Source organism: Conexibacter stalactiti, from assembly GCF_033542075.1.
Classification (GTDB): domain Bacteria; phylum Actinomycetota; class Thermoleophilia; order Solirubrobacterales; family Solirubrobacteraceae; genus Conexibacter; species Conexibacter stalactiti.
In genome coordinates this window covers 63,071-86,723 of the sequence record NZ_JAWSTH010000001.1, presented here as the reverse complement: position 1 = coordinate 86,723, position 23,653 = coordinate 63,071, and the positions used below count along the sequence as shown (strand labels likewise).

Genomic DNA, 23,653 nt, shown 5'->3' with positions numbered 1-23,653 from the left:
GAAGGTTCGCTCGTGGCTGTCAGCCGGCGTGCGCCAGCACGGCCTGCGCGAGCGCCAGCGCGACCTCGGCGCGTGGTCGCAGCGACGCCTCCAGCACGAACTCGCCGGGGGCGTGCGCGCGGCCGCCGCGCGGGCCGAGGCCGTCGACGGTGAAGGGGATCGCGGGCGCCATGTGGCTGGCGTCGCTGGCGCCGCCGCGCCCGGCCGCCGCCAGCGGCCGGCCCAGCAGCGCGCTTGCCGCCTCCAGCAGCGGCGCGGTCGCGGCGCGGCTGTCCATCGCCGGCCAGACGCGCGCGAGCTGCGCGTCGAGCGTGACGCCGCCGACCACGGCCGGCACCGCGGCGCGCACCTCCTCGAACGCCGCCGTGCGGTCGGAGCGGAGGTCGCAGATCAGCTCGCCGGCGTCGGGCACGACGTTGAAGGCGTCGCCGCTGTGCAGCGTCGTCGGCACGGCCGTGAGGCGATCGTCGCCGGTCGGTGTGTGCTGCGCGGCGACCGCCTGCGCGGCGACGCCGAGCGCCAGCAGCGCGTTGCGGCCCCTGTCGGGCGCGGCGCCCGCGTGCGCGGCGACGCCGCGGGCGCGGACCCGCAGCGTCCCAGCGGCCTTGCGTCTGACGATCACCGCGTCGCTGCCGTCGGGCGCCAGCTCGCCGGCCTCGAAGCAGAGGCAGCCGTCCCAGCCGGCGAAGCGCTCGACGTGGACCATCGGGCCGGTGCGCCACTCCTCGTCGACGACGAGCAGCAGCGCCACCTCGGCGAACCCCGGTGCGTCCGGGCCGCCATCGGCGAGCGCCCGCAGCAGCCCGAGCGCGAGCACGTCGCCGCCCTTCATGTCGATCGAGCCGGAGCCAGTCAGCTGCTCGCCGGCGCGGCGCAGCGGCGCGTGACGCTCGTGCGGGACGACGGTGTCGAGGTGGCCGAGCAGCAGCAGCCGGCCGCTGCCGTCGCCGCGCAGCCGCACGACGACGTCGTCGGCGTGGTCCGGCGAGGAGCAGGGGATGCGCTCGACCGTCGCGGCGGCCGGCGCGAGCGCGCGCACGACCGCGACGCAGTCCTCCGCGCCGTGCCTGTCACCCGACGGCGAGGAGACGGCGACGAGCGCCTCGAGGTCCCGCTCGGCCCGTTCGGCGATCTGCTCGGCAGCCCGCTGCACCCACGCATCCATGGCGACTCACCCTACCCGTCGCAGGATGCGGCGGGCGGGCGCCGAAGACCGCGCGGTGAGCTTCGCCGCGGTCTACACCGTCGACCTGATCCAGACGCACGCCGAGCCGGGCCGCGAATCGGCCTTCCTCGTGCTGCTGTCGTTCCTGCTGTCGTTCGGCTTCATCCGCACGAGCGCGCGCCTGACGCGCAGCGTCTCGTGGTGGCCGGGCGGCGTCGAGACCGAGGGCGGCGTCCACCTCCATCACCTCGTGTGGGGGATCGTGCTGCTGCTCGTCTCCGGCTTCGCCGCCTTCGCGACGGAGCTCGACGCGCCGTGGTGGCAGATCCTCTCGGTCAGCTTCGGCGTCGGCGCCGGCTTCACGCTCGACGAGTTCGCGCTGTGGGTCCGCCTGCAGGACGTCTACTGGTCCGAGGAGGGGCGGGCGTCGCTCGACGCGGTCGTGCTCGCGACCGTCTTCGCCGGTCTCGTCGTGCTCGGCGTCAACCCTTACGGCCTCGACGAGGCCGGCTCGATCCTCGGCACCGCGGCATGGTTCGCCTTCACGCTCGCGTTCGCGGGGATCGCCTTCTTCAAGGGCCGGATCCTGCTCGGGATGGTCGCGATCTTCATCCCCTTCATCGCCGGCGCATGGGCCGCGATACGGCTGGCGAAGCCGAACTCGCCGTGGGCGCGCAGCAGATACGACGAGGCGAAGCTGGCTCGCGCCCGCGCCCGCTACGGCCCCGACACGCGCGGGGCGCGCTTCAGCCGCGCCTTCCTCAACGCGATAGGCGGCAAGCCGAGCGAGCCCGACCCGCCGCCCCCGGGAGCGTCCTAGAGCCCGGCGGGGTGAACGGCGACGTAGCCGGCGCTGGAGCGGTCGTTCGGCTGCCAGCGGGTGCCGGCGGCGCTCGCGCCGCTGGTGTCGAACCGTCTGCCGTCGATCACCATGTAGGCGTGGCCGGCGTTGGCGTAGATCGTCACGCGCTTGCCGGGACCGGGCTCGCCCCAGCTTGTGAAGCCGCCCGATGCCAGCGGCGAGTCGAGCAGGCCGGCGCCGTGCAGCACGTAGGAGACCGAGCCGGAGCAGTCGTAGCCGCTGTCCTCGAAGGAGCCGTGGCCGCCGCCGTAGATGTAGGGCGTCGACTGTATGCGGTTGCCGGCCGCGATCATCGCGGAGATCTTCTGGTCGGCCCATGAGCCGCCGCGGTCGCCGCCGCCGTCGTCGCCGCCGCGCTTGAGCACGGGGCCGTCGCCGAGGCCGAGCGCCGAGCGCGTCGCCGGACCGGCGACCCCGTCGGCCTCGAGGCCGCGGCTCGCCTGCCAGCGCTTGAGCGCCTTCTCGGTGCCGGGGCCGAAGTCGCCGTCCGCGCTGATGCCGAGCGCGCGCTGCAGCGCCTGCACGCCGGACCCTTCGCCCTGGACCGCGGAGCGCGCGGTCTGCTTGTGGCTGCGGGTCGAACCGCCGCCGCCGTCGTTGGCGAGCGCGCGCCAGGTCGCGGGGCCGACGACGCCGTCGGCGGCGAGACCGTGGTCGCGCTGGAAGCGCTTGAGCGCCTTCAGCGACTGCGGGCCGAAGATGCCGTCGGCGGGGATCCCCAGCTCGTGCTGGACCGCGCGCACGCTGTGGCCGATGATGCGCGCCTTGCCGTTGACCTTGACGGTCTTGCCGGTCGAGCGCGACTGCGAGGTGTTCGCCTGCGAGCGCTTCAGCGCCGACCAGGTCGCCGGGCCGGCGACGCCGTCGACGTGCAGGTGGTGGCGCGCCTGGAACTTGCGCAGCGCCTTCTTCGTGCCGGGGCCGAAGATGCCGTCGGCGTGCAGACCGAGCGCGCGCTGAAGCTTCTTCACGTCGCCGCCCTCGTCGCCCTTCTCGACGACGGTGGCGGCGGAGGCGGTGCCGGTGAAGGCGGCGGTCGCGCCGACGGCGGGGCCTGCGGTGACGGCGAGCAACGCGGTCAGCGAGAGCCCGCGGGCGGCGGGCGCCGGCAGCTTCGTCTGCGACGCGGCCGCCTCGCGACGACGCTGCGCGACCGAGAGCGAATCGAGGAAGTGCTCGGCGTCGGAGAGGTCACGCGGGCGCAGACGCGCCAGCTCCACCGACGTGCGCGTGCGCGCGCCGCGACGCGCGAGCGACCGCTCGAGCGAATCCGCCCACAGATCATCGAGCGCGAGATCGCGCTGCTCCTGGTTCACAGCTGGGTGCTCCTGTCTCAGTGAGCCTGCGAGGTAAGCTGACGGGCTCGCAGGGCCGCTTGCGCAGCCGCGCTACGTCGCTGACGCGACGATTCGCCCCCGGTCATGTCAGACCAATGGGTCCCCCGCTCGCAGACCGCAGTGGGTCCGCAATTCGGCTCGTATGTAACGGCGTCGGAACCTACCAGGCGAATTCCTGCACGTTGCAAGCGACGTTGCAAGCGTCATGTTGCTGGCATCACGGCCATCGCGCTGAGAAGATGAGTGACATGACCGATGCGCGGCAGGTGTGGGCGCTCGGGGACTTCCCCCGGATCGCTCGTGAGACGATCTCCGGAACCGGCGATCTGCTCGTCGCGGAGTGCGGTGTGCAGGCCGGTCAGCGCGTGCTCGACGTCGCCGCCGGATCGGGCAACGTGGCGCTGCCGGCGGCGCGCGCCGGCGCCCGCGTGATCGCCAGCGACATCACCCCGGAGCTGCTCGCCGCCGGGCGCGCCGACGCCGAGGCGGAGGGGCTGAGACTGCACTGGGTCGAAGCGGACGCGCAGGCGCTGCCGTTCGACGACGACGCCTTCGACGTCGTGCTGTCGTCGTTCGGCGCGATGTTCGCGCCCGACCACGTGCGCACCGCCGGTGAGCTGACGCGCGTCTGCCGGCCAGGCGGCACGATCGGGATGGTCAACTGGACGCCGCAGGGCTGGGCCGGCCGCTTCTTCGCGACGGTCAGCGCGTTCGCGGCGCCGCCTCCTCCGGGTGCGCAGCCGCCGGTGCTGTGGGGCGACGAGGCGCACGTGCGCGGGCTGTTCGGCGCGCGCGTCTCCACGCTGAGAGCCGAGCCGCGCACGCTCGCGATCGAGCACTTCGAGGCGCCGATCGACCTGGTCACCTACTACAGAGCGAACTTCGGCCCGGTGATCGCGACCTACGCCGCGCTCGGCGACGACCCCGAGCGGGTCGCCGCGCTCGACGCGGCGCTGCTCGACTTCGCGACGCAGACCAACCTCGACCCCGACGGCGCGCGCTGGGAGCTGGAGTTCCTGCTCGTCGTCGCTCAGGCGGCGCCGTCGGCGTAGCGGCGGACGGCATCGGCCGTCGCCGCGTCGGCGGGGAAGAACGACTCGATCGACAGCTCCGCGACGGTGATGTCGACGGCCGTCCCGAAGGTCGCGACGATCGAGATGAAGGCCAGCTCCCCGGCGCCGTGGCGCAGCCGCAGCGGCACCGCGATCTGTCCGGCGAGGTCGTGGGCGGGAGCGGGTGCGATCGTAGCGGCCTCTTCTGCCGCCGCCGGCGCGGGGTAGGCGGCGACCTCGTCGCGCAGCGCGCTCAGCTCACGATCGCCGGTGACCGCGACTTGCCGCTCCAGCCGCTCCAGCAGGTGCGCGCGCCACTGCGCGAGGTTGACGATCCGCGGCGCGAGGCCGTCGGGGTGGAGCGCGAGGCGCATCGCGTTGGTCGGCGGCCGCAGCAGCTCCGGCGCGGCGCCGACGGTCAGCAGCGAGAGGCTGTGGTTGGCCGCGACGACGTTCCAGCGGCGGTCGACGACGAGCGCCGGATAGGGATCGTGGCCATCGAGCACGCGCTGGATCGCGTCGTGCACCGGCGCCATCTCGGGCGCGTCCAGCTCGTGCTCGGGGAAGGCCGGGGCGTAGCCGCCGGCGAGCAGCAGCTGGTTGCGCGCGCGCAGCGGGACGTCGAGCTGCTCGGCCAGCCGCAACAGCATCTCCGCGCTCGGCTTCGAACGGCCGGTCTCCACGAAGCTGAGGTGGCGCGCCGAGATGCCGGCCTCCAGCGCCAGGTCGAGCTGACTGAGGCGCCGCCGTCGGCGCCAGTCGCGCAGCAGCGGGCCGGCGCCCGCCGGGGTGGCCGTGGTCGTCGTTGTCGTCGCGGTCGTTGCCATGCGGCGAGGCTAGCTCGCCGCGTGCGCGGCGTCGCCTACCTCGCAGGTAATGGCTGCGCCGCGCGGCCGAGCACCATGTCGCAGAAGCCGGTCGCGATCTGCGCGGTCGAGAGGCGGCCGCGCGGCCGGTACCACTGCGGCAGGTGGTTGACCATCCCCAGCAGCGCGAACGTCGTCAGGCGACGGTCGGCGATCGGCGTCTCGCCCTCCTCCTGGACGCGCTCGAGCGTGCGCTCCAGCAGCCGTTCGAAGCGCTTGCGGCTGCCCGCGACGTGTCTCCACTGCGGTTCGCGCTCGATCACATGCCGCTCCTGCAGGAAGACGACCATGTGCTGCCGGTGCGTCGCGACCTGCTCGACCCACGCGCCGACCAGCGCCCGCAGCGCCGGCTCGGGCTCCAGCGCCTCGATCCCGAGCGCCTGCGCCTTCTCCAGCAGCGGCTCCATCAGCGCGTCGCAGATCGCGATCAGCAGCTGCTCCTTGGAGCCGATGTAGTGGTACAGCCCGCCGGCGGTCAGCCCCGTCGCCTCGGTCAGGTCCTGCATCGTCGTGGCGTGGTAGCCGCGCTCGGCGAACAGCGCCGCCGCCGCCTCCACGACCCCCTCGCGCTTGGCGTCGTAGCGCTGGCGCAGCGCGGGACGTGTCGGAGGAGTCGCCATCGGAGCCGGCCACGATAGCGCGCCGCCCGCAGAAAACCGAATGGCTCCTCGGTGGAAGTGGAGGACTCTGGAACCGAGGGCACGCTCGAAATCCGAGCGGTCATTCGGTATCGTGCCGGCCATGGACTTCGACCTCTCAGACGACCATCGGCTGCTGCGCAGCACGGTGCGCGAGTTCGCCGAGCAGGAGATCGCGCCCGTCGCGGAGGAGCTGGACCGCACGAAGGCGTTCCCGTACGAGCTGGTGAAGCGGCTCGGCGAGCTGAACCTGATGGGGATCCCGTTCCCGGAGGAGGTCGGCGGCGCCGGCGCCGACACGCTCGCGTACGCGATCGCGGTCGAGGAGCTGGCGCGGATCGACTCATCGGTCGCGATCACGCTGTGCGCGCACACGTCGCTCGGCACGCAGCCGATCTACCTCTTCGGCACCGACGAGCAGAAGCGCGACTGGCTGCCGAGACTGACCGCGGGCGAGCGGCTCGGCGCCTTCGGGCTGACCGAGCCCGAGGCCGGCTCCGACGCCGGCAACGTGCAGACGCGCGCGACGCTCGACGGCGGCGACTGGGTCATCAACGGCGCCAAGCAGTTCATCACAAACGCCGGCACCGACATCTCCGGCTGCGTCGTGATCACCGCCGTCACCGACGTCGACGCGCGCGGGCGCAAGGAGATCTCGAACATCCTCGTCCCGAACGGCACGCCCGGCTACGAGCAGGGCACGCCGTACCGCAAGATGGGCTGGAACGCGTCGGACACCCGGCCGCTCACGTTCACCGACTGCCGCGTCCCCGGCGACCACCTCGTCGGCCCGCGCGGCGCCGGTTTCAAGCAGTTCCTGCGCGTGCTCGACATCGGCCGCATCGGCGTCGCCGCGATGGGCGTCGGCCTCGCCCAGGGCGCGCTCGACGAGGCGCTCAAGTACGCGAAGGAGCGCAAGGCGTTCGGCCAGCCGATCTCCAGATACCAGGCGATCCAGGCGAAGCTCGCCGACGTCGCGACCGAGATCGCCGCCGCGCGGCTGCTGACCTACAACGCCGCCTACCTGAAGGACCAGGGCCGCGACTTCTCGCTGACCGCCGCGCAGGCGAAGCTGAAGACCGGCCGCCTCGCCGTGCGCGCCTCCGAGGAGGCGGTCCAGATCCACGGCGGCTACGGCTACATCGAGGAGTACCCCGTCTGCCGCTTCTACCGCGACGCGAAGATCCTCACGATCGGCGAGGGCACCGACGAGGTGCAGCAGATGGTGATCGCCCGCGCGCTCGGGGCGTAGGGCTCGGCGATGACGGCGAGCGGTGCGACGAGCGGCCTCCCCGACCGCGTGCATGTCCGCGAGGTCGGTCCTCGCGACGGCTTCCAGAACGAGCCGGAGACGATCCCGACCGCGGTCAAGGTCGAGCTTGTGCAGCGCCTGGTGAAGGCCGGCGTCACGCGCCTGGAGCTGACCTCGTTCGTGCGCGCCGACGTGATCCCGCAGCTCGCCGACGCCGCCGAGCTGCTGCGCGCGGTCGAGCTGCCCGACGCCGTCTCGGTCTCGGTCCTGATCCCGAACGAGCGCGGACTCGATGTGGCGCTGGAGCTGCGCGACCGCTTCGACGAGGTCAACGTCTTCCTCTCCGCCAGCGAGACGCACAACCGCAAGAACGTCAACCGCTCGGTCGCCGACTCGCTCGCCGGCGTCGAACGCGTGATCGGCCGGGCGCGCGCTGCGGGGCTGCGCTGCCAGGGGACGATCGCGACCGCCTTCGGCTGCCCCTACGAGGGGCGCGTCGAGCCCGCGCGCGTGGCCGAGATCGCCCGCGCGCTGCAGGCCGCGGGCTGCGAGGAGGTCGCCTTCGGCGACACTACCGGCATGGCCAACCCGGCGCAGGTGCGCTCGCTCTTCCCGCGCTGGGCCGAGGCCCTGCCCGGCGCCGAGCTGACCGCCCACTTCCACAACACGCGCGGACAGGGGCTGGCGAACGTGCTCGCCGCGCTCGACGCCGGCGTCAGCTCGTTCGAGTCGAGCTTCGGCGAGCTGGGCGGCTGTCCCGTTCCTGTCGGCGCGACCGGCAACGTCGCGAGCGAGGACATGGTCTCGATGCTGCACGAGATGGGCGTCGAGACGGGGATCGACCTCGACGGGCTGCTCGACGCGGCGCGCGCCGCGCAGGCCCACCTCGGGCGGCCGCTCAGCTCGCACGTGCTGACGTCTGGACCGATCGAGTGGAGCACCGCGCATGCCTGAGCTGGACGTCCTGAGCCCCGTCCTCGTCGCCAACCGCGGCGAGATCGCGGTGCGCCTCTGCGCGACGCTGAAGCGCCTCGGGCTGCGCTCGGTCGCCGTCTACAGCGACGCCGATGCGGAGGCGCCGCACGTGCGCGCCGCCGACACGGCCGTGCGGATCGGCCCCGCCGACGCGCGCCGCTCCTACCTCTCGATCGAGGCGCTGCTGGACGCCGCGCGCGCGAGCGCGGCGCGCTCGGTCCACCCCGGCTACGGCTTCCTCGCCGAGAGCGCGGCCTTCGCGCAGGCGGTCGCCGACGCCGGGCTGACGTGGATCGGTCCGCCGCCGTCGGCGATCGAGCTGATGGGCGACAAGGCGCGCGCCAAGCAGCTCGCGCGCGAGGCCGGCGTACCGGTCGTGCCGGGGCTCGACGGAGCCGACCTCACCCCTGGTCAGATCGAGGCGTTCGCCGCCGAGCACGGCTTTCCGATCGTCGTGAAGGCGGTCGCGGGCGGCGGCGGCAAGGGGATGCGCGTCGTGCGCGCCGCCGGCGAGCTGAGCGGCGCCGTCGACGCCGCGCGGCGCGAGGCGAAAGCCGCCTTCGGCGACGATCGCGTGCTGGTCGAGCGCTACCTCGAACGGCCGCGCCACATCGAGGTGCAGGTGCTCGCCGACGCCCACGGCGCCGTCGTCCACCTCGGCGAGCGCGAGTGCTCGCTGCAGCGCCGTCACCAGAAGGTCGTCGAGGAGGCGCCATCCCCGGTCGTCGACCCCGACTGGCGCGAGGAGATGGGTGCCGCCGCGGTCAGACTGGCACGCGCCTGCGGCTACGTCGGCGCCGGCACCGTCGAGCTGATCGTCCCCGGCGCGAGAAACGGCGTGCTGCCAGACGACTTCTTCTTCCTGGAGATGAACACGCGCCTCCAGGTCGAGCATCCGGTCACCGAGCTGGTCTACGGGATCGACCTCGTCGAGCAGCAGCTGCGCGTCGCGGCCGGCGCGTCGCTGGGGCTGCGCCAGTCCGACCTGACGCCCAGCGGCCACGCCGTCGAGGCGCGCCTCTACGCCGAGGACCCGGCCGCCGGCTTCCTGCCCTCGACCGGCGTCGTGCGGCGCTGGCGCCCGCCGACCGGCGAGGGGATCCGCGTCGACGGCGCGCTCGTCGACGGGCTCGCGGTCGAGACCCACTACGACCCGATGGTCGCGAAGGTGATCGCCCACGGGCCCGACCGCGCGACCGCGCTCGGCCGCCTGGAGCGGGCGCTCGGCGAGCTGGAGCTGCTCGGCGTCACGACCAACGCCGCCTTCACGCGCAGCCTGCTCGGCCGCTCCGACGTGCGCGCCGGGGAGCTCGACACCGGGCTGCTGGAGCGGCTGCTGGCCGCCGGGGACGGCGCCGCGGTCGCGCCACCGGCCGAGCTGCTGCCGGCTGCGGCGCTGACGCTCGCGCTGCTCGACGCCGAGGCGCTGGCGCAGCGCACGAGCGTTCCGCTCGGCTGGCGCTCAGACGGCTCGCCGGGAACCTGGCGGCGACGCGTCACGGTCGGCGACGACGTCGTCGAGCTGGTCGTCCGCGGCGCAACGGTGAGCGTGCGCAGATGGAGCTGGCAGGGGCGCGCGCGGCGGCTCGGCGAGGGCTCGGTCGAGGTCGAGCTGGACGGCGTCGCGAGCCGCTGCAGCTTCGCCGTCGACCCGCTCGACGGCCGCCTCTGGATCGGCCGCGACGGCCATCAGCTCGAGCTGACGCCGGCGCGCGCCGGCGGCGGCGACCTCAGCGCGACCGGCGACTCGCTCGCCGCGCCGATGCCGGGAACGGTCCTGTTCGTGCACGTCAGCGACGGCGATCAGGTCAGCGCGGGCGACGTGCTGGTCGTGTTGGAGTCGATGAAGATGGAGCTGTCGGTGAGCGCGCCGCACGACGGCACGGTCGGCGGGCTGAGCGTCAAGCCGGGCGACAAGGTGCGCCTGAGAGAGATCCTCCTGGAGGTCCACGCATGAGCTTCCGCGACGGTCATCTCGCGCTGATCGCCGACCTCGAGGCGCGGCTGGAGCGCGTCCGCCAGGGCGGCGGCGAGCAGGCGATGGAGCGCCATGTCGCGCGCGGCAAGCTGCCGGCGCGCGAGCGGATCGAGCGGCTCTGCGACCCCGGCGCGCCGTTCCTGGAGCTGGCGCCGCTGGCCGCCGAGGAGCTGTACGACGGCGCGGCGCCGAGCGCCGGCGTCGTCGCCGGGGTCGGGATCGTCCACGGCCGCCACTGCATGATCGTCGCCAACGACGCGACGGTGAAGGGCGGGACCTACTTCCCGCTGACGGTCAAGAAGCACCTGCGCGCGCAGGAGGTGGCGGCCGAGAACGCGCTGCCGTGCGTCTATCTCGTCGACTCGGGCGGCGCCTTCCTGCCGATGCAGGACGAGGTCTTCCCCGACCGCGAGCACTTCGGCCGCATCTTCTTCAACCAGGCGAACATGTCCAAGCGGGGGATCGCGCAGATCTCCGCCGTGATGGGCTCGTGCACCGCCGGCGGCGCCTACGTGCCGGCGATGAGCGACGAGACGGTGATCGTGCGCGAGCAGGGGACGATCTTCCTCGGCGGCCCGCCGCTGGTGAAGGCCGCGACCGGCGAAGAGGTGACGGCCGAGGAGCTGGGCGGCGGCGACGTGCACGCGCGCACCTCCGGCGTCGTCGACCACCTCGCCCACGACGACGCGGACGCGCTCGAGCGGCTGCGCGAGATCGTGCGCACGCTGCCGGCGTCGCCGCAGCTCCCGTGGGAGCGGATCGCGCCGCGCCCGCCAGCGCACGCCGACGACCCCGACGGCCTGCTCGACGTCGTCCCGCTCGACACGCGCACCCCCTACGACGTGCGCGAGCTGCTGCGCCGCGTCGTCGACGGCGGCGAGCTGCAGGAGTTCAAGGCGCTCTACGGCGAGACGCTCGTCTGCGCCTTCGCGCATGTCGACGGCCACCCTGTCGGGATCGTCGCCAACAACGGCGTGCTGTTCAGCGAGTCGTCGCTGAAGGGCGCGCACTTCGTCGAGCTGTGCGACCGCCGCGGGATCCCGCTGCTGTTCGTGCAGAACGTCGCCGGCTTCATGGTCGGCCGCGACTACGAGGCCGGCGGGATCGCGAAGGACGGGGCCAAGCTCGTCACCGCCGTCTCCTGCGCGCGCGTGCCGAAGCTGACCGTGATCGTCGGCGGCTCCTACGGCGCCGGCAACTACGGCATGTGCGGCCGCGCCTACTCGCCCCGCTTCCTGTGGATGTGGCCGAACGCGCGCATCTCGGTGATGGGCGGCGAGCAGGCCGGCGCGGTGATGACCGAGGTCGGCCAGCCGGAGGTCGGCGCCCAGCTGCGCGAGCAGTACGAGCGCCAGGGCAACCCGATCTACGCGACGGCCCGCCTCTGGGACGACGGCGTGATCGACCCGCGACAGACGCGCAACGTGCTCGCGGCCGCGCTCGCCGCCTGTGCCAACGCGCCGCTGGAGCCGGTCGGCTACGGCGTCTTCCGGATGTAGGGCGATCCGTCCAGGCGTGCCGCCTCGGCTGCGTCGGCCGCCTACGATCGCCTGCCGTGCAGCACGTCCGCCGTCTTTCACTCCTGCTCGCCGTCGTCGTCGCCGGGCTGCTCTGCCCGACAGCGCCGGTGGGCGCGCGGCAGGACCCGGGAGCCGTCCTGCACCAGTTCGTCGCGGCGATGAACGCGCCCAGCTCCGGCGCGCCGAAATGCGCGCTGCTCGCCGCCGACGTGCTGGAGCTGGCGGCGGCGCCGGAGTGGGCGGGACTCGACGCGCGGCTGCCGACGTCGCACACGCGTGACGCGGCGATTCGCGGCTGCGATGCGGTCGCGAAGATGTGGAAGACGATCCGTCTCGGGGGCGCCGACTGGCGGCGGGCGAAGGTCGGCGTGACCGTGCTCCGCGCACCGGGTGGCGATGCCGCTCATCTGTCGGCGCGCGTCCGCTTCGCACGGGGGCCGCGGCCGCGCCTGCGCGGGATCGACGTGCTGCTCGTGCGCGAGCAGGGGAGCTGGCGGATCATCAGCGCGCCCGACCTGCTCGACCTGTGGGCAGGCCCGGCGGGTGCTCCCCGGACGTTGGCGCAGCTGCCGCGCCACCGCCGCTGGCTCGCGCGCGCGGCGAGGGAGCACCGGGAGCGTGCGCAGCGGCGAGTGCGCCGCTACCTCGCCACCCGTGCGCCGGCGCTCGCCGTTCCGTTGCCGTGGAGCGGCACTGCGAGTCGGGTCGCCGACGCCGTCGGCGACCCGCGGACCGAGCTGGGCGACGGCATGGAGCGTGCGCCGGGGGCGGTCGCAGACCTCGTCGAGGCGGCGCTCGCGACCGACGGCGGGACGACGACGCTCGATCTGCGCTTCGCCGCGCCATTGCTGCCCAACCTTGCTTTCGAGCTGCGTCTGGGACAGCAATCGGGCCGGCAGCGCGCGGAGGAGCGGCTGGTCGGCGACCTCAGCGACGGCTGGGTCAGCGTCGCCCGCCGTGATGGCGCCGGCCGCGAGACGATGCTCGGCGGGGTGACCGCGTCGGCAGCCGGCGACCTGCTGCGCGTCGCGTTCGCGCCCGGCGTGGTGCGGCGCGGGTTCGCCGACGGCGAGGAGCTGCGCTGGTCGGTCGTCGTAACGACGCCGCCCACTCCGCCGAGGCTGCTCGCCGAGGTGTGGAGCGACTGGGCGCCGGAGCCGTCACCGAACGGCGCCCCGGACGGCGTTTCGCACCGACCCTGACACATCCGCATGCCGCGGTCGACGAACGGGACCCGCGCGCACGCGTCTGTCCCCTGCTCAGTCGCCGGCTGCGAGACCTGCTCGACTCGCCGCTCTATGCCGGCACCGACCCGCGCTTTCCCGACTCGTACACCGCGATGAAGCAGCGGCGCGCGTGCAACGCCGCCGTCGCGATCTTCGCCGCCTTCATGGCGTTGGACGAGGACGGCTGGCGCGGGACGGACGTGCGACGTGTGCGCTTCGTCGCGCGACGCGGTGATCGGGTTCACCTGCGTGCCGACGTAGCGCGGCGGTTCCGCACAGCGCCGCGGACGCGCGCCGGAGTCGCCGACGTCTTCCTGCTGCGCGAGCGCGGCGCATGGCGGATCGTCTCGCCAGATCTGCTGTGGGAGCTGGACCTCGACGACGGTGTGCCGCGGACGCTCGTGCAGCTGCCGTTCACCTGCGCTGGCTCGACCGGATCGCGCAACGCCTGCGGCTGTACGAACGGCGGGCGATCGACGGCTACCTGCGCACGCGCGCGCCGATCGGGCCGGAGCCGCTGCCGTTCGACGGCGGCGTCGTCAGCGGCGCCGGCGATGCGCTGCTCGACGTGCGTGGCTGGAGGGATCCGGGCGCGGTCGACCAGGAGCGCCTGCCCATCGACCTGCGCGGTGCCGCGTTGCGCACGCAAGCGGGATCGCTCACGTTCGAGCTGCGCTTCCGTGAGCGGTGCCGGCCGAGGCCAACATCCGAGTTCACCGTCCGTCAGGGGCGGATCGTCCCCGGAACATTGCGCGACCGCGTCTAGGCCGAGATGGCGTGGCGAGCTTCCCTGCACGATGGCTGGGCGAGCGCGTGGCGCGGCGAGCTCGAGCAGCCGACGCCGCTGCGCGACCTGCGCGCCTCCGCGGCCGGCGACACGCTGCGGCTCTCGCTGCCGGTGGCGCAGGTGCGCGGAAGCGTGCGGCTCGCGCGGCCGTTTCGCTGGGGCGTGCGGGTCACCGCGCCGATTCCCGGTGACCGTCTGCCGTTCGATGTGTGGAGCGACGAGCTGACGGAGAGACAGAGCCTCGACGCGCGTCTCGGCGTGCTCCACCGCCCCTGAATCGCCTTCCTGAGCGAGTCGAACAGCAAAAACTTCGACTCGATCATCAAAAGATCACCTTGCTTTCATGGTGAATGTGGTCATTACAGCGCGAAAACGGGCGATTTTCCCTTGACTCGCGCGATGTTTTGCTGTGTAATCTCCCGAACTCGATCACGAATCGCACAGGTCGCGCGGGTCGAGTCGCTCATCAAGAGGAGAGACGGAGGAGAGCATGCGCTGGATGCTGCGCGCGATCGTCGCGATCGCGTTGCTGGTCGCTGCCGCGTTCACGGTGACGGCCTGCGGAAGTAGTGACGACTCGTCTGACACCAATTCGACCGCCGGTTCGGTGGCGACGGTGGATACGGAGCCGACGGGCGCCAAGCCGGGCACGAAGATCACGCTGTGGCACAACAGCGCCGATCCGCCCGCGCTGAGACAGCTCTACAGAGACTTCGAGGCCGACACCGGCATCGAGCTGGAAACGGTCGCCAACCCCTCGGCCGGCTTCGAGGACACGACGCTGACGAGATGGGCCTCGGGCTCGCGTCCGGACGTGCTCGAGTACCACCCGACGGTCACCAACCTGCTCGCGCTCAACCCGAGAGCGAACTTGCGCGACCTCTCTGGCGAGGCGTACATCGCCAAGTCCGGCGACCTCTACAGAAGCGCCGCGACGGTCGACGGCGCGACCTACGGCGCCGTGATCGGCTTCCCGCAGGTCTTCGGGATGTTCTACAACAAGACCGTCTTCGAGAGAGCGGGCGTCGAGCCGCCGCAGAACGCGGCCGAGCTGGTCGCCGCCTGCGAGGCGATCCTCGCGAGAGCGCCCGGCGTCACGCCGATCGCCGAGTCCGGCGGCTCGCAGTGGCCCGTCCAGGTGCTGCCGACGCTGCTGATGGGCGACGCCAACCCCGACAACACGTGGGGCCAGGAGCTGCGCGCCAACAGAGCGCACCTCGACGACGACGGCTCGCCGTTCACGAGAGCGATGGAGACGTACAAGCAGCTCAAGGACGACGGCTGCTTCAACAGAGACGCCGCCAGCGCGACGGTCGAGAACTCCGTCAGAGGGCTCGTCGAGGGCAAGGTCGCGATGGTCGCCCTGCACTCCGACATGATCCCCGCGATGGTCGCGGCGGCCGGCGGCGACGCGGCCAGAGTCGACAGAGAGATCGGCTTCTTCGCGATCGGCGGCGAGGCCGCGGCGGCGACCTACATCCCCAGCCCGATCGGCTCCTACTACCTGCCGAGAACGGGCGACGGCGATCGTGAGGCGGCGGCGCTGGAGTTCATCCGCTACGTCACCGACAGAGGCTATGGCAGATACATCGAGGCCGCCAGAGCGTTCCCCGTGATCGAGGGCACGCCCGAGCCGGCCGGCATCTCCGCGCTCGCGAGAGAGGTCAAGGCCGCCTACGACAGAGGCCCGGCGAACATCGCCTACGCGGCCGACGTGCCCGGTGTCGGCGGCGTGATGGTCCTGATCAACAAGCTCCTGATCGGCGAGGTCGAACCGGCCGAGATCTCGGAGCAGACGCAGAAGTCGATCGAGCAGGCGGCCAAGGCCGCGAAGCTCGAAGGCTGGTAGGCGAGAGGCTCGACGGTCGTGGCGAGCAGCACGCTGACACCAGCGGCGGGCGCACCGGAGCAGACCGCGGTGCGCGCGTCGGAGCCCAACCCGCGGCGACGCAAGTCGCCGCGGGAGGGCGGCCACTGGAAGTGGTTCGCGCTTCCGGCCGTCCTGCTCGTGGCGATCTTCTTCGCGCTCCCCTTCGTGCTGAACGCGGGCTTCGCGTTCTCCGACTGGAGCGGCTACTCGGAGGAGATCGGCTTCAACGGGATCGACAACTTCCGCACGCTGATCGACCAGGAGATCTTCTGGCCGGCCGTCCGCACGACGCTGCTCTACGCCGTCCTCGTGCTCGTCTTCCAGATGGCCGTCAGCCTGCCGCTGGCGCTGGCGCTGGAGGACACCAACCGCCTCAACACCGTCTACCGCTCGCTGTTCTTCGTGCCGGTGCTGATCTCGCCGCTGGCGGCCGGCTACATCTGGAAGGGGATGCTGGCCGGCAACGGCCCGATCAACGGGCTGCTGTCATTCTTCCTCCCCGGCACGGTCGACACCGCCTGGCTCGGCGACCCGACGACCGCGCTGCCGGCCGTCGCGCTGATCGAGGCGTGGAAGTGGAGCGGGCTGATCACGCTCGTCTACATCGCCGGCCTCAAGTCGATCCCGAAGGAGCTGCTGGAAGCCGCGACGATCGACGGCGCCAACGCCTGGACGCGCTTCTGGAAGATCAAGCTGCGGATGCTGGCGCCGGCGCTGACCTTCAACGTCGCCGTCACGCTCGCGGTCGCGCTGATGGCCTACGACGTCGTCGCCGCGACGACCGCCGGCGGCCCGGGCGACACGACGACCGTGCTGAACGTCGCGATGCGCCTGCAGTGGGGCCAGTCGTTCTTCGGCCCGGCCAGCGCGCTCAGCCTCACCGTCGCCACGCTCGTGGTGATCACGGCCGTGCCGCTGGTGATGTGGCTGCGCAAGAAGGAAGTGAATTGATGGCCATCTCGGTCCCCACCATCCGCAGCCCGCGCCGCATGCCGCCGCGCGGCCGCCTGATCAAGTACGCCGCGCTGACCCTCTTCGCGATCCCGTGGGTCGTGCTGCCGCTGTGGATGGTGCTCGTCAACGCGATGAAGCCGCTCGGCGAGGCGCAGGCGCTGTCGCTGAAGCTGCCCGAGCAGTGGGCGATCGGCGACAACCTCAGCACCGTCGTCGACGATGGCCACTACTTCACCGGCCTGCTCAACTCGCTGTTGGTGACCGTGCCGGCGATCGCCGTCGTGCTGCTGCTCGGCGCGATGGCGGCGTGGGCCTTCGCGCGCACCAGAAAGCGCTGGCTGAGAGCGGCCTACTACCTGACGACGCTCTCGGTCCTGCTGCCGCCGGCGATCATCCCGTCGATCTACCTGCTGAGAGAGCTGTCGCTCGACGGCACGCGCCTCGGTTACGCGCTCGTGACGATCTCGGCGCGCCTCGGCCTCGTGATCTTCCTGACGACCGGCTTCGTGCGGGCGCTGCCGGAGGAGCTGGAGGACGCCGCGCAGGTCGACGGCGCCAGCCCCGTGCAGACCTTCCGCCACGTGCTGCTGCCGCTGCTGCGGCCGATCCTGCTCGTCGGCGGCGTGATCCTGATGATCACCGTCTGGAACGACTTCTTCTTCGCCCTCTTCCTGATCCAGGGCGAGGGCAGCGCGACCCTGCCGCTGACGCTCTTCCAGTTCGCGTCGAGCACCGTCGACACGTTGAGCTGGAACCTCGTCTTCGCGCACGTCGTGCTCACCAGCCTGCCGCTGGTGATCGTCTACCTGTTCGTCCAACGCCGCGTGCTCAGCGGCCTCACCGAAGGAGCGGTCAAGGGATGACCCAGGCCCCCGGCAACTTCGACCTCGTGCTCGACCTGATCCGCCGCGAGGTCGACAGCGGGCGCCTGCCGACGGCCGTCTTCGGCGTCGCCACCTCGCAGGGGATCCAGGTCCTGGAGGCGTTCGGCTCGACCGGCAGGCGGCCGATCGTCACCGACGACACCTTCCTGCTCTTCTCGGCCTCCAAGCCGCTCGTCGCGCTGACCGCGCTGCGGCTGGTCGAGCAGGGCAAGCTGGCGCTGCGCACGGCGCTCTCAGAGGCGCTGCCGCAGTTCGGCGTCGCGCGGATCGGCGACGAGGTCTCGCTCTGGCACCTGCTGACGCACACCGCCGGGATCGTCGAGGCGACCGTGACGCCCGAGACGAGCGTGCGCGAGCAGCTGCTGACCGCGCCGCAGATGTTCCGCGCGGGCGAGTACGCGCTCTACTGCAACGTCGCGTTCGAGGGGATCGCGGCGCTCGTCGAGTTCGCCGCCGGCGGCTCCTTCCACGACCACCTCGTCAACGACCTCAACGCGCTGACGGGCGTCGGCGGGCTGACGTACGACCCGACCGTCGAGGTCGTGCCGGTCGCCGGCCTCGACCGCGTCCTCTTCGACGTGCAGCGCTTCCGCGATCTCAAGCACCCGGCCGGCGCGCTCAACGCACGCGCCGAGGACCTGCTGTCGCTCGGCTCGATGCTGCTGCGCGGCGACCGCTCGCTGGTCCATCCGACGACGCTCGCCGCGATGCTGACGCCGCAGACGGCGGGGATCCCGCGGCTGCTGCCCGACCCGCTCCACATCGGCCCCGGCACCGGCCAGGAGTGGGGCATGGTCTGGAACATGCGGATGGGCTCGCCGACGCTGCTGGAACAGCGGTTGTACGGACATGGCGGCCTCTCCGGATGTCAATGGTGGATGTATCCGGACCACGACGCCTGCTTCGTCCTGTTGACTGGGCTGATGAACCCGCTCGACGTCGGCGTCGACCTCGACAACGTCCACAACGCCTTCACGACGTGCCTGTCGCCGGCGGGAGCCCTCGACGCACCCCCGGAGGAGGTACCTGCATGAGCGCCCCGTCATACGCCAGCGGCGTCTCCGACGTGCCGCTGATCGGCGAGACGATCGGCGAGAACCTGCGCGGCACCGCGCGCCGCTGCGGCGACCGCGACGCGCTCGTCGCCTGCGAGCAGGGTCTGCGCTGGACCTACGCCGAGCTCGACGCCGCCGTCGACCGGCTCGCCAGCGGTCTGCTCGCGCTCGGCGTCGCGAAGGGCGACCGCGTCGGCCTGTGGTCGCCCAACCGCTGGGAGTGGGTGCTGGTCCAGTACGCGACCGCGCGGATCGGCGCCGTGCTCGTCAACGTCAACCCCGCCTACCGCACGCACGAGCTGTCCTACGCCTTGAGACAGTCGGGCACGAGCGTGCTGTTCGCCGCACGCGCCTTCAAGAGCAGCGACTACGCCGCGATGGTCGCGCAGGTCCGCGACGGGCTGAGCGAGCTGCGCGAGGTCGTCCTCTTCGACGACGACCCGGCCTGGGAGCGCCTCGTCGCGACGCCGGCCGACGACGCCGCGCTGGCCGAGCGGGCGGCGACGCTGAGCTTCGACGACCCGATCGACATCCAGTACACGAGCGGGACGACCGGCGCGCCGAAGGGCGCGACGCTCAGCCACCACAACCTGCTCAACAACGGCTTCTTCGTCGGCGAGCTGATCGACTACACCGAGCAGGACCGCGTCTGCATCCCGGTCCCCTTCTACCACTGCTTCGGCATGGTGATGGGCAACCTCGCGGCCACGTCGCACGGCGCCTGCATGGTGATCCCGGCCGCCGGCTTCGATCCGGCAGCGACCTTGCGCGCCGTCGCGCAGGAGCGCTGCACCTCGCTCTACGGCGTGCCGACGATGTTCATCGCGATGCTCGCCGACCCGACCTTCGCCGAGCACGACCTCAGCTCGCTGCGGACCGGCATCATGGCCGGCTCCCCGTGCCCGATCGAGGTGATGAAGCAGGTGATCGACAGGATGCACATGGGCGAGGTGTCGATCTGTTACGGCATGACCGAGACCTCTCCCGTCTCGACGCAGACGCGCACCGACGACCCGCTCGAGCTGCGCGTCGGCTCGGTCGGCCGCGTCGGCCCGCACGTCGAGGTGAAGGTCGTCGACCCCGAGACCGGCCTCGTCGTCGAGCGCGGTCAGACCGGCGAGCTGTGCACGCGCGGCTACAGCGTGATGCTCGGATACTGGGGCGAGCCGGAGAAGACGTCGGAGGCGATCGACGCCGCCGGCTGGATGCACACCGGCGACCTCGCGACGATGGACGACGGCGGCTACCTCGCGATCGTCGGGCGGATCAAGGACATGGTCATCCGCGGCGGCGAGAACGTCTACCCGCGTGAGGTCGAGGAGCTGCTCTACCTGCACGAGGACGTGATCGACGTCCAGGTCGTCGGCGTCCCCGACGAGAAGTACGGCGAGGAGCTGTGCGCGTGGGTGCGGCTGCGCGAGGGCGCCAGCCTGGAGGCCGACGACGTGCGCGCCTTCTGCCGCGAGCGCGTCGCGCACTTCAAGGTCCCCAGGCACGTGCTGTTCGTCGAGGAGTTCCCGATGACGGTCACCGGGAAGGTGCAGAAGTACAAGATGCGCGAGACGACGATCGAGCAGCTCGGCCTCGTCGCCGAGGAGGCGACGCGATGACGAGCGGGATGTACCGCCGCTTCGTCCCGGCCGAGCGCCGCAGACGGATGGCCGCGCTGCTGCAGAGACGCGGCTCGGTCTCGATCGCGGAGCTTGAGGAGGCGTTCGGGATCTCCGCGATGACGGCGCGGCGCGACCTCGCGGCGCTGGAGGAGCGCGGGCTGGTGACGCGCACCTGGGGCGGCGCGAGCACGCTCGCGCCGGTCGCCCACGAGGCGTCGTTCGCCGATCGTCTCCAGCGCGACGTCGAGCGCAAGCGCAGGCTCGCGGACGAGGCCTACAAGCTCGTCAAGCCGAACGAGACGCTGCTCGTCGACTCGTCGAGCACCGCCTGGTACTTCGTCGAGCGGCTGCTGGAGGAGCCGCTGCCGTGCACGGTCATCACCAACTCGCTGGCGGTGATGGACCTCGCCGAGCAGACGCCGCCCGGGATGCAGTTCGTCGTCGTCGGCGGGATCCTGCGCTCGCTGTCGCGCTCGACCGTCGGGCCGGCGGCGACGAAGGCGATCCGCGGCTACTACGCCGACCGCGCGGTCGTCTCCGTCTACGGCGTCGGCACCGACGGCTCGCTGACCGACCCCGACGCCTACGAGTCGGAGGTGAAGGCGGCGATCGTCTCGCGAGCGCGCGAGCCGATGCTGCTGGTCGACGCGTCGAAGTTCGGCACCTTGGCGCAGAACCGCATCGGCGACGTGGAGGAGTTCGGCCACGCGATCACCGCCGACGTCGGCCAGGACGCGATCGACATGCTCGCCGCGGCCGGCGTGGAGCTCCACGAAGCCTGAGCCATGGGCACATACGGGGATGGAAATTGCGTGGGCGAGCTGCGAGGGGAGCGGCTGCGCTGCGAGCGGCTCGTCGACCCGCTCGCGATCGCCGCGGCGGCGCCGCGGCTGAGCTGGATCGCGGCGCCCGCGGGCGAGGGCGGCGGCGCCGGCCGTGGCGCGCGGCAGACGTCCTACCGCGTCCGCGCGGCGGCGACGCGCGCTGCGCTGCTCGCCGGCGAGCAGCTGATCTGGGACTCGGGGCGGGTGGTCTCCGGCGACGCGCTCGCCGTGGCGTGGGGCGGGCGACCGCTGGCGCCCGGCGAGCGTGTCGTCTGGGACGTGACGCTGTGGGACCAGCATGGCGAGGCCGGGCCGCGCAGCGTGCCGGCCAGCTTCGCCGCCGCGCCTGAGGAGTGGGGCGGCGCGCAGTGGATCGGCCACGGCCACCCCTGGGCCGAGCACACGCCGGCGTCGGGGGCCGAGCTGGACCCGCTGCACAACATGGGGATGACCTCGGCGCTGCTGCGCACGCGCTTCGCGCTGAGCGGCGCGCCGGTCGTGCGCGCGACCGCCTACGCGACCGCGCGCGGCCTCTACCGCCTGCGGCTCAACGGCGCGCGCGTCGGCGACCACGAGCTGGCGCCCGGCTGGACCGACTACCGCAGACGGATCCACTACCAGGCATTCGACGTCACCGACCATTTGCGCGACGGCGACAACGCGCTCGGCGTCGAGCTGGGCGAGGGCTGGTACGCCGGCTACGTCGGCTGGATGATGAAGAAGGCCGGCGGCCACTACGGGCAGCGGCCGAGCGCGCTCGTGCAGCTCGTGATCGAGCACGCCGACGGCACGCTCACGCGGATCGTCTCCGACGCGAGCTGGCGCGGCACGCGCGGGCCGCGGCTCTACTCCGACCTGCAGCACGGCGAGCGCTACGACGCGCGCGACGCCGAGCGCGGCTGGGACGACAGCGGCTTCGACCACTCGCGCTGGCAGGCGGTCGTCGTGCACGCGCCACCGGAGCGCGCGCTGTTGCAGCCGCAGCCGTGCGAGCCGGCGCGCGTCACGCGCGAGCTGCCGGCCGTCGCGCTGAGCGAGCCGCAGCCCGGCCGCTGGATCTTCGACCTCGGGCAGAACATGGTCGGCTGGGCGCGGCTGCGCGCCGCCGGGCCGCGCGGCACGACGATCACGCTGCGCTTCGGGGAGATGCTCGCCGCCGACGGCACGCTCTACGCGGAGAACCTGCGCACCGCCGCGCAGCGCGACACCTTCGTGCTCAGCGGCGACCCGAGCGGCGGCGCCGAGAGCTTCGAGCCGGCCTTCACCGTCCACGGCTTCCGCTTCGTCGAGGTCAGCGGCCTCGCCGAGCGGCCGCGGCTGGAGGACCTGACCGGCCGCGTCGTGCACAGCGACGCGCCGTGGGCCGGCGCGTTCGCCTGCTCCGACGAGCTGCTGAACGCGCTCGCGCGCAACGCCGAGTGGGGCCAGCGCGGCAACTTCCTCTCGATCCCGACCGACTGCCCGCAGCGCGACGAGCGGCTCGGCTGGCTCGCCGACACGCAGGTCTTCGCCGCCACCGCGCTGCGCAACATGGACTGCACCGCCTTCCTCGCGAAGTGGCTGCAGGACGTGCGCGACGCGCAGGCCGACGACGGCGCCTTCCCCGACGTCGCGCCGCTGCCGCCCGACTACGACGTGCTCTCGCACGGCGCGCCCGGCTGGGGCGACGCCGGCGTGATCGTGCCGTGGCTGGTGTGGCAGGCGTCGGGCGACCGCCGCGTGCTCGAGCAGGCCTACCCGTCGATGGAGCGGTGGATGGCGCACATCGCGGAGGGCAACCGTGACTACGTTCGCCGCAACGCGCTCTACAACAGCTACGGCGACTGGCTGAACGTCGACGCCGTCACCGACAAGGCGCTGCTGGCGACCGCCTACTGGGCGCTCGACGCGCGGCTGCTGGCGGAGATCGCGCGCGACCTCGGGCGGATGGAGCGCGAGGTCGCGCGCTGGCAGGCGCTGCACGCGCGCGTCGCCGCCGCCTTCCGCGCCACCTGGCTCGACGGCGACGGGCGCCTGCGCAGCGAGGTCGCGACGCAGACCGCCTGCCTGCTGGCGCTGCACGCCGAGCTGCTCGACGGCGAGGCGCAGCGGGCCGCGGTCGCGGCGCAGCTCGCCGACGACGTGCTCGCGCGCGGCCGCCACCTCTCGACCGGCTTCCTCGGCACCGGCCTGCTCTGCCCCGTGCTGACCGAGCACGGCTACGCCGAGCTGGCCTACGACCTCGCGCTCGCCGACACGGCGCCGTCGTGGGGCGCGCAGGTGCGCGCTGGCGCGACGACGACGTGGGAGCGCTGGGACGGCTGGAGCGAGGCCGACGGCTTCGCCTCGCCGAACATGAACTCCTTCAACCACTACGCCTTCGGCGCGATCGGCGAGTGGCTGCACCGCCACGTCGCCGGGCTCGACCAGGAGCCGGGCAGCGCCGGCTGGGCGCACGTGCGGATCCGTCCGTTCCCCGACCCGCGCCTGAGCTGGGCGCGCGCCGAGCACGCCTCGCCGCGCGGGCCCGTGCGCAGCGGCTGGGAGCTGGTCGACGACGAGCTGGCGCTCGACGTCGAGATCCCGCCCGGCGCGCGCGCGACCGTGCACGTCCCCGCCGCCGATCCCGCGCAGGTGCGCGAGGGCGGCCGCCCGCTGGCCGACGCGCCCGGCGTCGTGCTCGCCGGCGCGGCCGACGGGCGCGTGCTCGTCGAGGTGCCGGCCGGCCGCTACGTCTTCACCGCGCCGCTGCTCGGCGCGCTGCAGCACACGACTTCGCCTCATCGATAACCCGATCACGGAGGGGCGCGGCACGC

20 protein-coding genes and 1 riboswitch are annotated in these 23,653 nt (G+C 72.7%); of the genes, 16 read left to right on the top strand and 4 right to left on the bottom strand.

The genetic code is table 11. The features are described from left to right. Positions 1-19 precede the first annotated feature (19 nt). On the bottom strand, positions 20-1,165 hold the full coding sequence (locus R7226_RS00360) for a M20/M25/M40 family metallo-hydrolase (RefSeq protein WP_318595026.1): 1,146 nt from the start codon (positions 1,163-1,165) through the stop codon (positions 20-22). Positions 1,166-1,220: 55 nt separating this feature from the next. Here R7226_RS00360 and R7226_RS00355 point away from each other — a divergent pair, with 55 nt between their 5' ends. After that, on the top strand, positions 1,221-1,985 hold the full coding sequence (locus R7226_RS00355; RefSeq protein WP_318595025.1) for a hypothetical protein: 765 nt from the start codon (positions 1,221-1,223) through the stop codon (positions 1,983-1,985). On the opposite strand, the gene R7226_RS00350 is transcribed toward R7226_RS00355, so the two are convergent. After that, positions 1,982-3,343: a peptidoglycan-binding protein gene (locus tag R7226_RS00350; protein ID WP_318595024.1), complete on the bottom strand. Its 1,362-nt coding sequence runs from the start codon at positions 3,341-3,343 to the stop codon at positions 1,982-1,984. The two genes, R7226_RS00355 and R7226_RS00350, sit on opposite strands and share 4 nt — an antisense overlap. A 7-nt stretch (positions 3,344-3,350) precedes the next feature. Next, a riboswitch (cyclic di-AMP (ydaO/yuaA leader) is annotated at positions 3,351-3,513 on the bottom strand. Between the two features lie 99 nt (positions 3,514-3,612). Here R7226_RS00350 and R7226_RS00345 point away from each other — a divergent pair. Continuing rightward, on the top strand, positions 3,613-4,416 hold the full coding sequence (locus tag R7226_RS00345; protein ID WP_318595023.1) for a class I SAM-dependent methyltransferase: 804 nt from the start codon (positions 3,613-3,615) through the stop codon (positions 4,414-4,416). Here the strand turns inward: R7226_RS00345 and R7226_RS00340 are convergent. Both R7226_RS00340 and R7226_RS00335 read right to left on the bottom strand, forming a co-directional pair. Further along, positions 4,395-5,243 carry a helix-turn-helix transcriptional regulator gene (locus R7226_RS00340; protein ID WP_318595022.1) on the bottom strand — a complete coding sequence of 283 codons (849 nt, stop codon included), beginning with the start codon at positions 5,241-5,243 and terminating at the stop codon, positions 4,395-4,397. The genes R7226_RS00345 and R7226_RS00340 overlap by 22 nt on opposite strands. A 35-nt stretch (positions 5,244-5,278) precedes the next feature. Then, positions 5,279-5,902, bottom strand: coding sequence for a TetR/AcrR family transcriptional regulator (locus R7226_RS00335; protein WP_318595021.1), 624 nt, complete (start codon positions 5,900-5,902; stop codon positions 5,279-5,281). Between the two features lie 121 nt (positions 5,903-6,023). Here R7226_RS00335 and R7226_RS00330 point away from each other — a divergent pair, with 121 nt between their 5' ends. The 14 genes from R7226_RS00330 to R7226_RS00265 all read left to right on the top strand — a co-directional run bounded on the left by R7226_RS00330 (position 6,024) and on the right by R7226_RS00265 (position 23,627). Further along, positions 6,024-7,172, top strand: a complete 1,149-nt coding sequence (locus R7226_RS00330) for an acyl-CoA dehydrogenase family protein (protein ID WP_318595020.1) — start codon at positions 6,024-6,026, stop codon at positions 7,170-7,172. Between the two features lie 9 nt (positions 7,173-7,181). Beyond that, positions 7,182-8,126 carry a hydroxymethylglutaryl-CoA lyase gene (locus tag R7226_RS00325; RefSeq protein ID WP_318595019.1) on the top strand — a complete coding sequence of 315 codons (945 nt, stop codon included), beginning with the start codon at positions 7,182-7,184 and terminating at the stop codon, positions 8,124-8,126. Further along, entirely contained in the window at positions 8,119-10,104 is a 1,986-nt protein-coding gene (locus tag R7226_RS00320) for an acetyl/propionyl/methylcrotonyl-CoA carboxylase subunit alpha (protein WP_318595018.1), read from the top strand. The genes R7226_RS00325 and R7226_RS00320 overlap by 8 nt, the downstream gene beginning before the upstream one ends. Then, positions 10,101-11,624 carry a carboxyl transferase domain-containing protein gene (locus R7226_RS00315; RefSeq protein WP_318595017.1) on the top strand — a complete coding sequence of 508 codons (1,524 nt, stop codon included), beginning with the start codon at positions 10,101-10,103 and terminating at the stop codon, positions 11,622-11,624. Before R7226_RS00320 ends, R7226_RS00315 begins: the two co-directional genes overlap by 4 nt. 56 nt (positions 11,625-11,680) lie before the next feature. Then, complete coding sequence (locus R7226_RS00310) at positions 11,681-12,847, top strand: hypothetical protein (protein WP_318595016.1); 1,167 nt, start codon at positions 11,681-11,683, stop codon at positions 12,845-12,847. Between the two features lie 358 nt (positions 12,848-13,205). After that, positions 13,206-13,637 carry a hypothetical protein gene (locus R7226_RS00305; RefSeq protein WP_318595015.1) on the top strand — a complete coding sequence of 144 codons (432 nt, stop codon included), beginning with the start codon at positions 13,206-13,208 and terminating at the stop codon, positions 13,635-13,637. A 6-nt stretch (positions 13,638-13,643) separates the two neighbouring features. Further along, complete coding sequence (locus tag R7226_RS00300; protein ID WP_318595014.1) at positions 13,644-13,934, top strand: hypothetical protein; 291 nt, start codon at positions 13,644-13,646, stop codon at positions 13,932-13,934. Between the two features lie 214 nt (positions 13,935-14,148). Continuing rightward, complete coding sequence (locus R7226_RS00295) at positions 14,149-15,507, top strand: ABC transporter substrate-binding protein (protein ID WP_318595013.1); 1,359 nt, start codon at positions 14,149-14,151, stop codon at positions 15,505-15,507. A gap of 18 nt (positions 15,508-15,525) precedes the next feature. After that, entirely contained in the window at positions 15,526-16,479 is a 954-nt protein-coding gene (locus R7226_RS00290) for a carbohydrate ABC transporter permease (RefSeq protein ID WP_318595012.1), read from the top strand. Then, complete coding sequence (locus R7226_RS00285) at positions 16,479-17,345, top strand: carbohydrate ABC transporter permease (protein WP_318595011.1); 867 nt, start codon at positions 16,479-16,481, stop codon at positions 17,343-17,345. The genes R7226_RS00290 and R7226_RS00285 overlap by 1 nt, the downstream gene beginning before the upstream one ends. Further along, on the top strand, positions 17,342-18,400 hold the full coding sequence (locus R7226_RS00280; RefSeq protein ID WP_318595010.1) for a serine hydrolase domain-containing protein: 1,059 nt from the start codon (positions 17,342-17,344) through the stop codon (positions 18,398-18,400). The genes R7226_RS00285 and R7226_RS00280 overlap by 4 nt, the downstream gene beginning before the upstream one ends. After that, a complete protein-coding gene (locus R7226_RS00275; protein ID WP_318595009.1) occupies positions 18,397-20,031 on the top strand; it encodes an AMP-binding protein in 1,635 nt (544 codons plus the stop codon). The genes R7226_RS00280 and R7226_RS00275 overlap by 4 nt, the downstream gene beginning before the upstream one ends. Then, entirely contained in the window at positions 20,028-20,816 is a 789-nt protein-coding gene (locus tag R7226_RS00270; protein WP_318595008.1) for a DeoR/GlpR family DNA-binding transcription regulator, read from the top strand. The genes R7226_RS00275 and R7226_RS00270 overlap by 4 nt, the downstream gene beginning before the upstream one ends. Positions 20,817-20,846: 30 nt before the next feature. Beyond that, positions 20,847-23,627: a glycoside hydrolase family 78 protein gene (locus R7226_RS00265; protein ID WP_318595007.1), complete on the top strand. Its 2,781-nt coding sequence runs from the start codon at positions 20,847-20,849 to the stop codon at positions 23,625-23,627. The last annotated feature ends 26 nt before the right edge of the window (positions 23,628-23,653 follow it).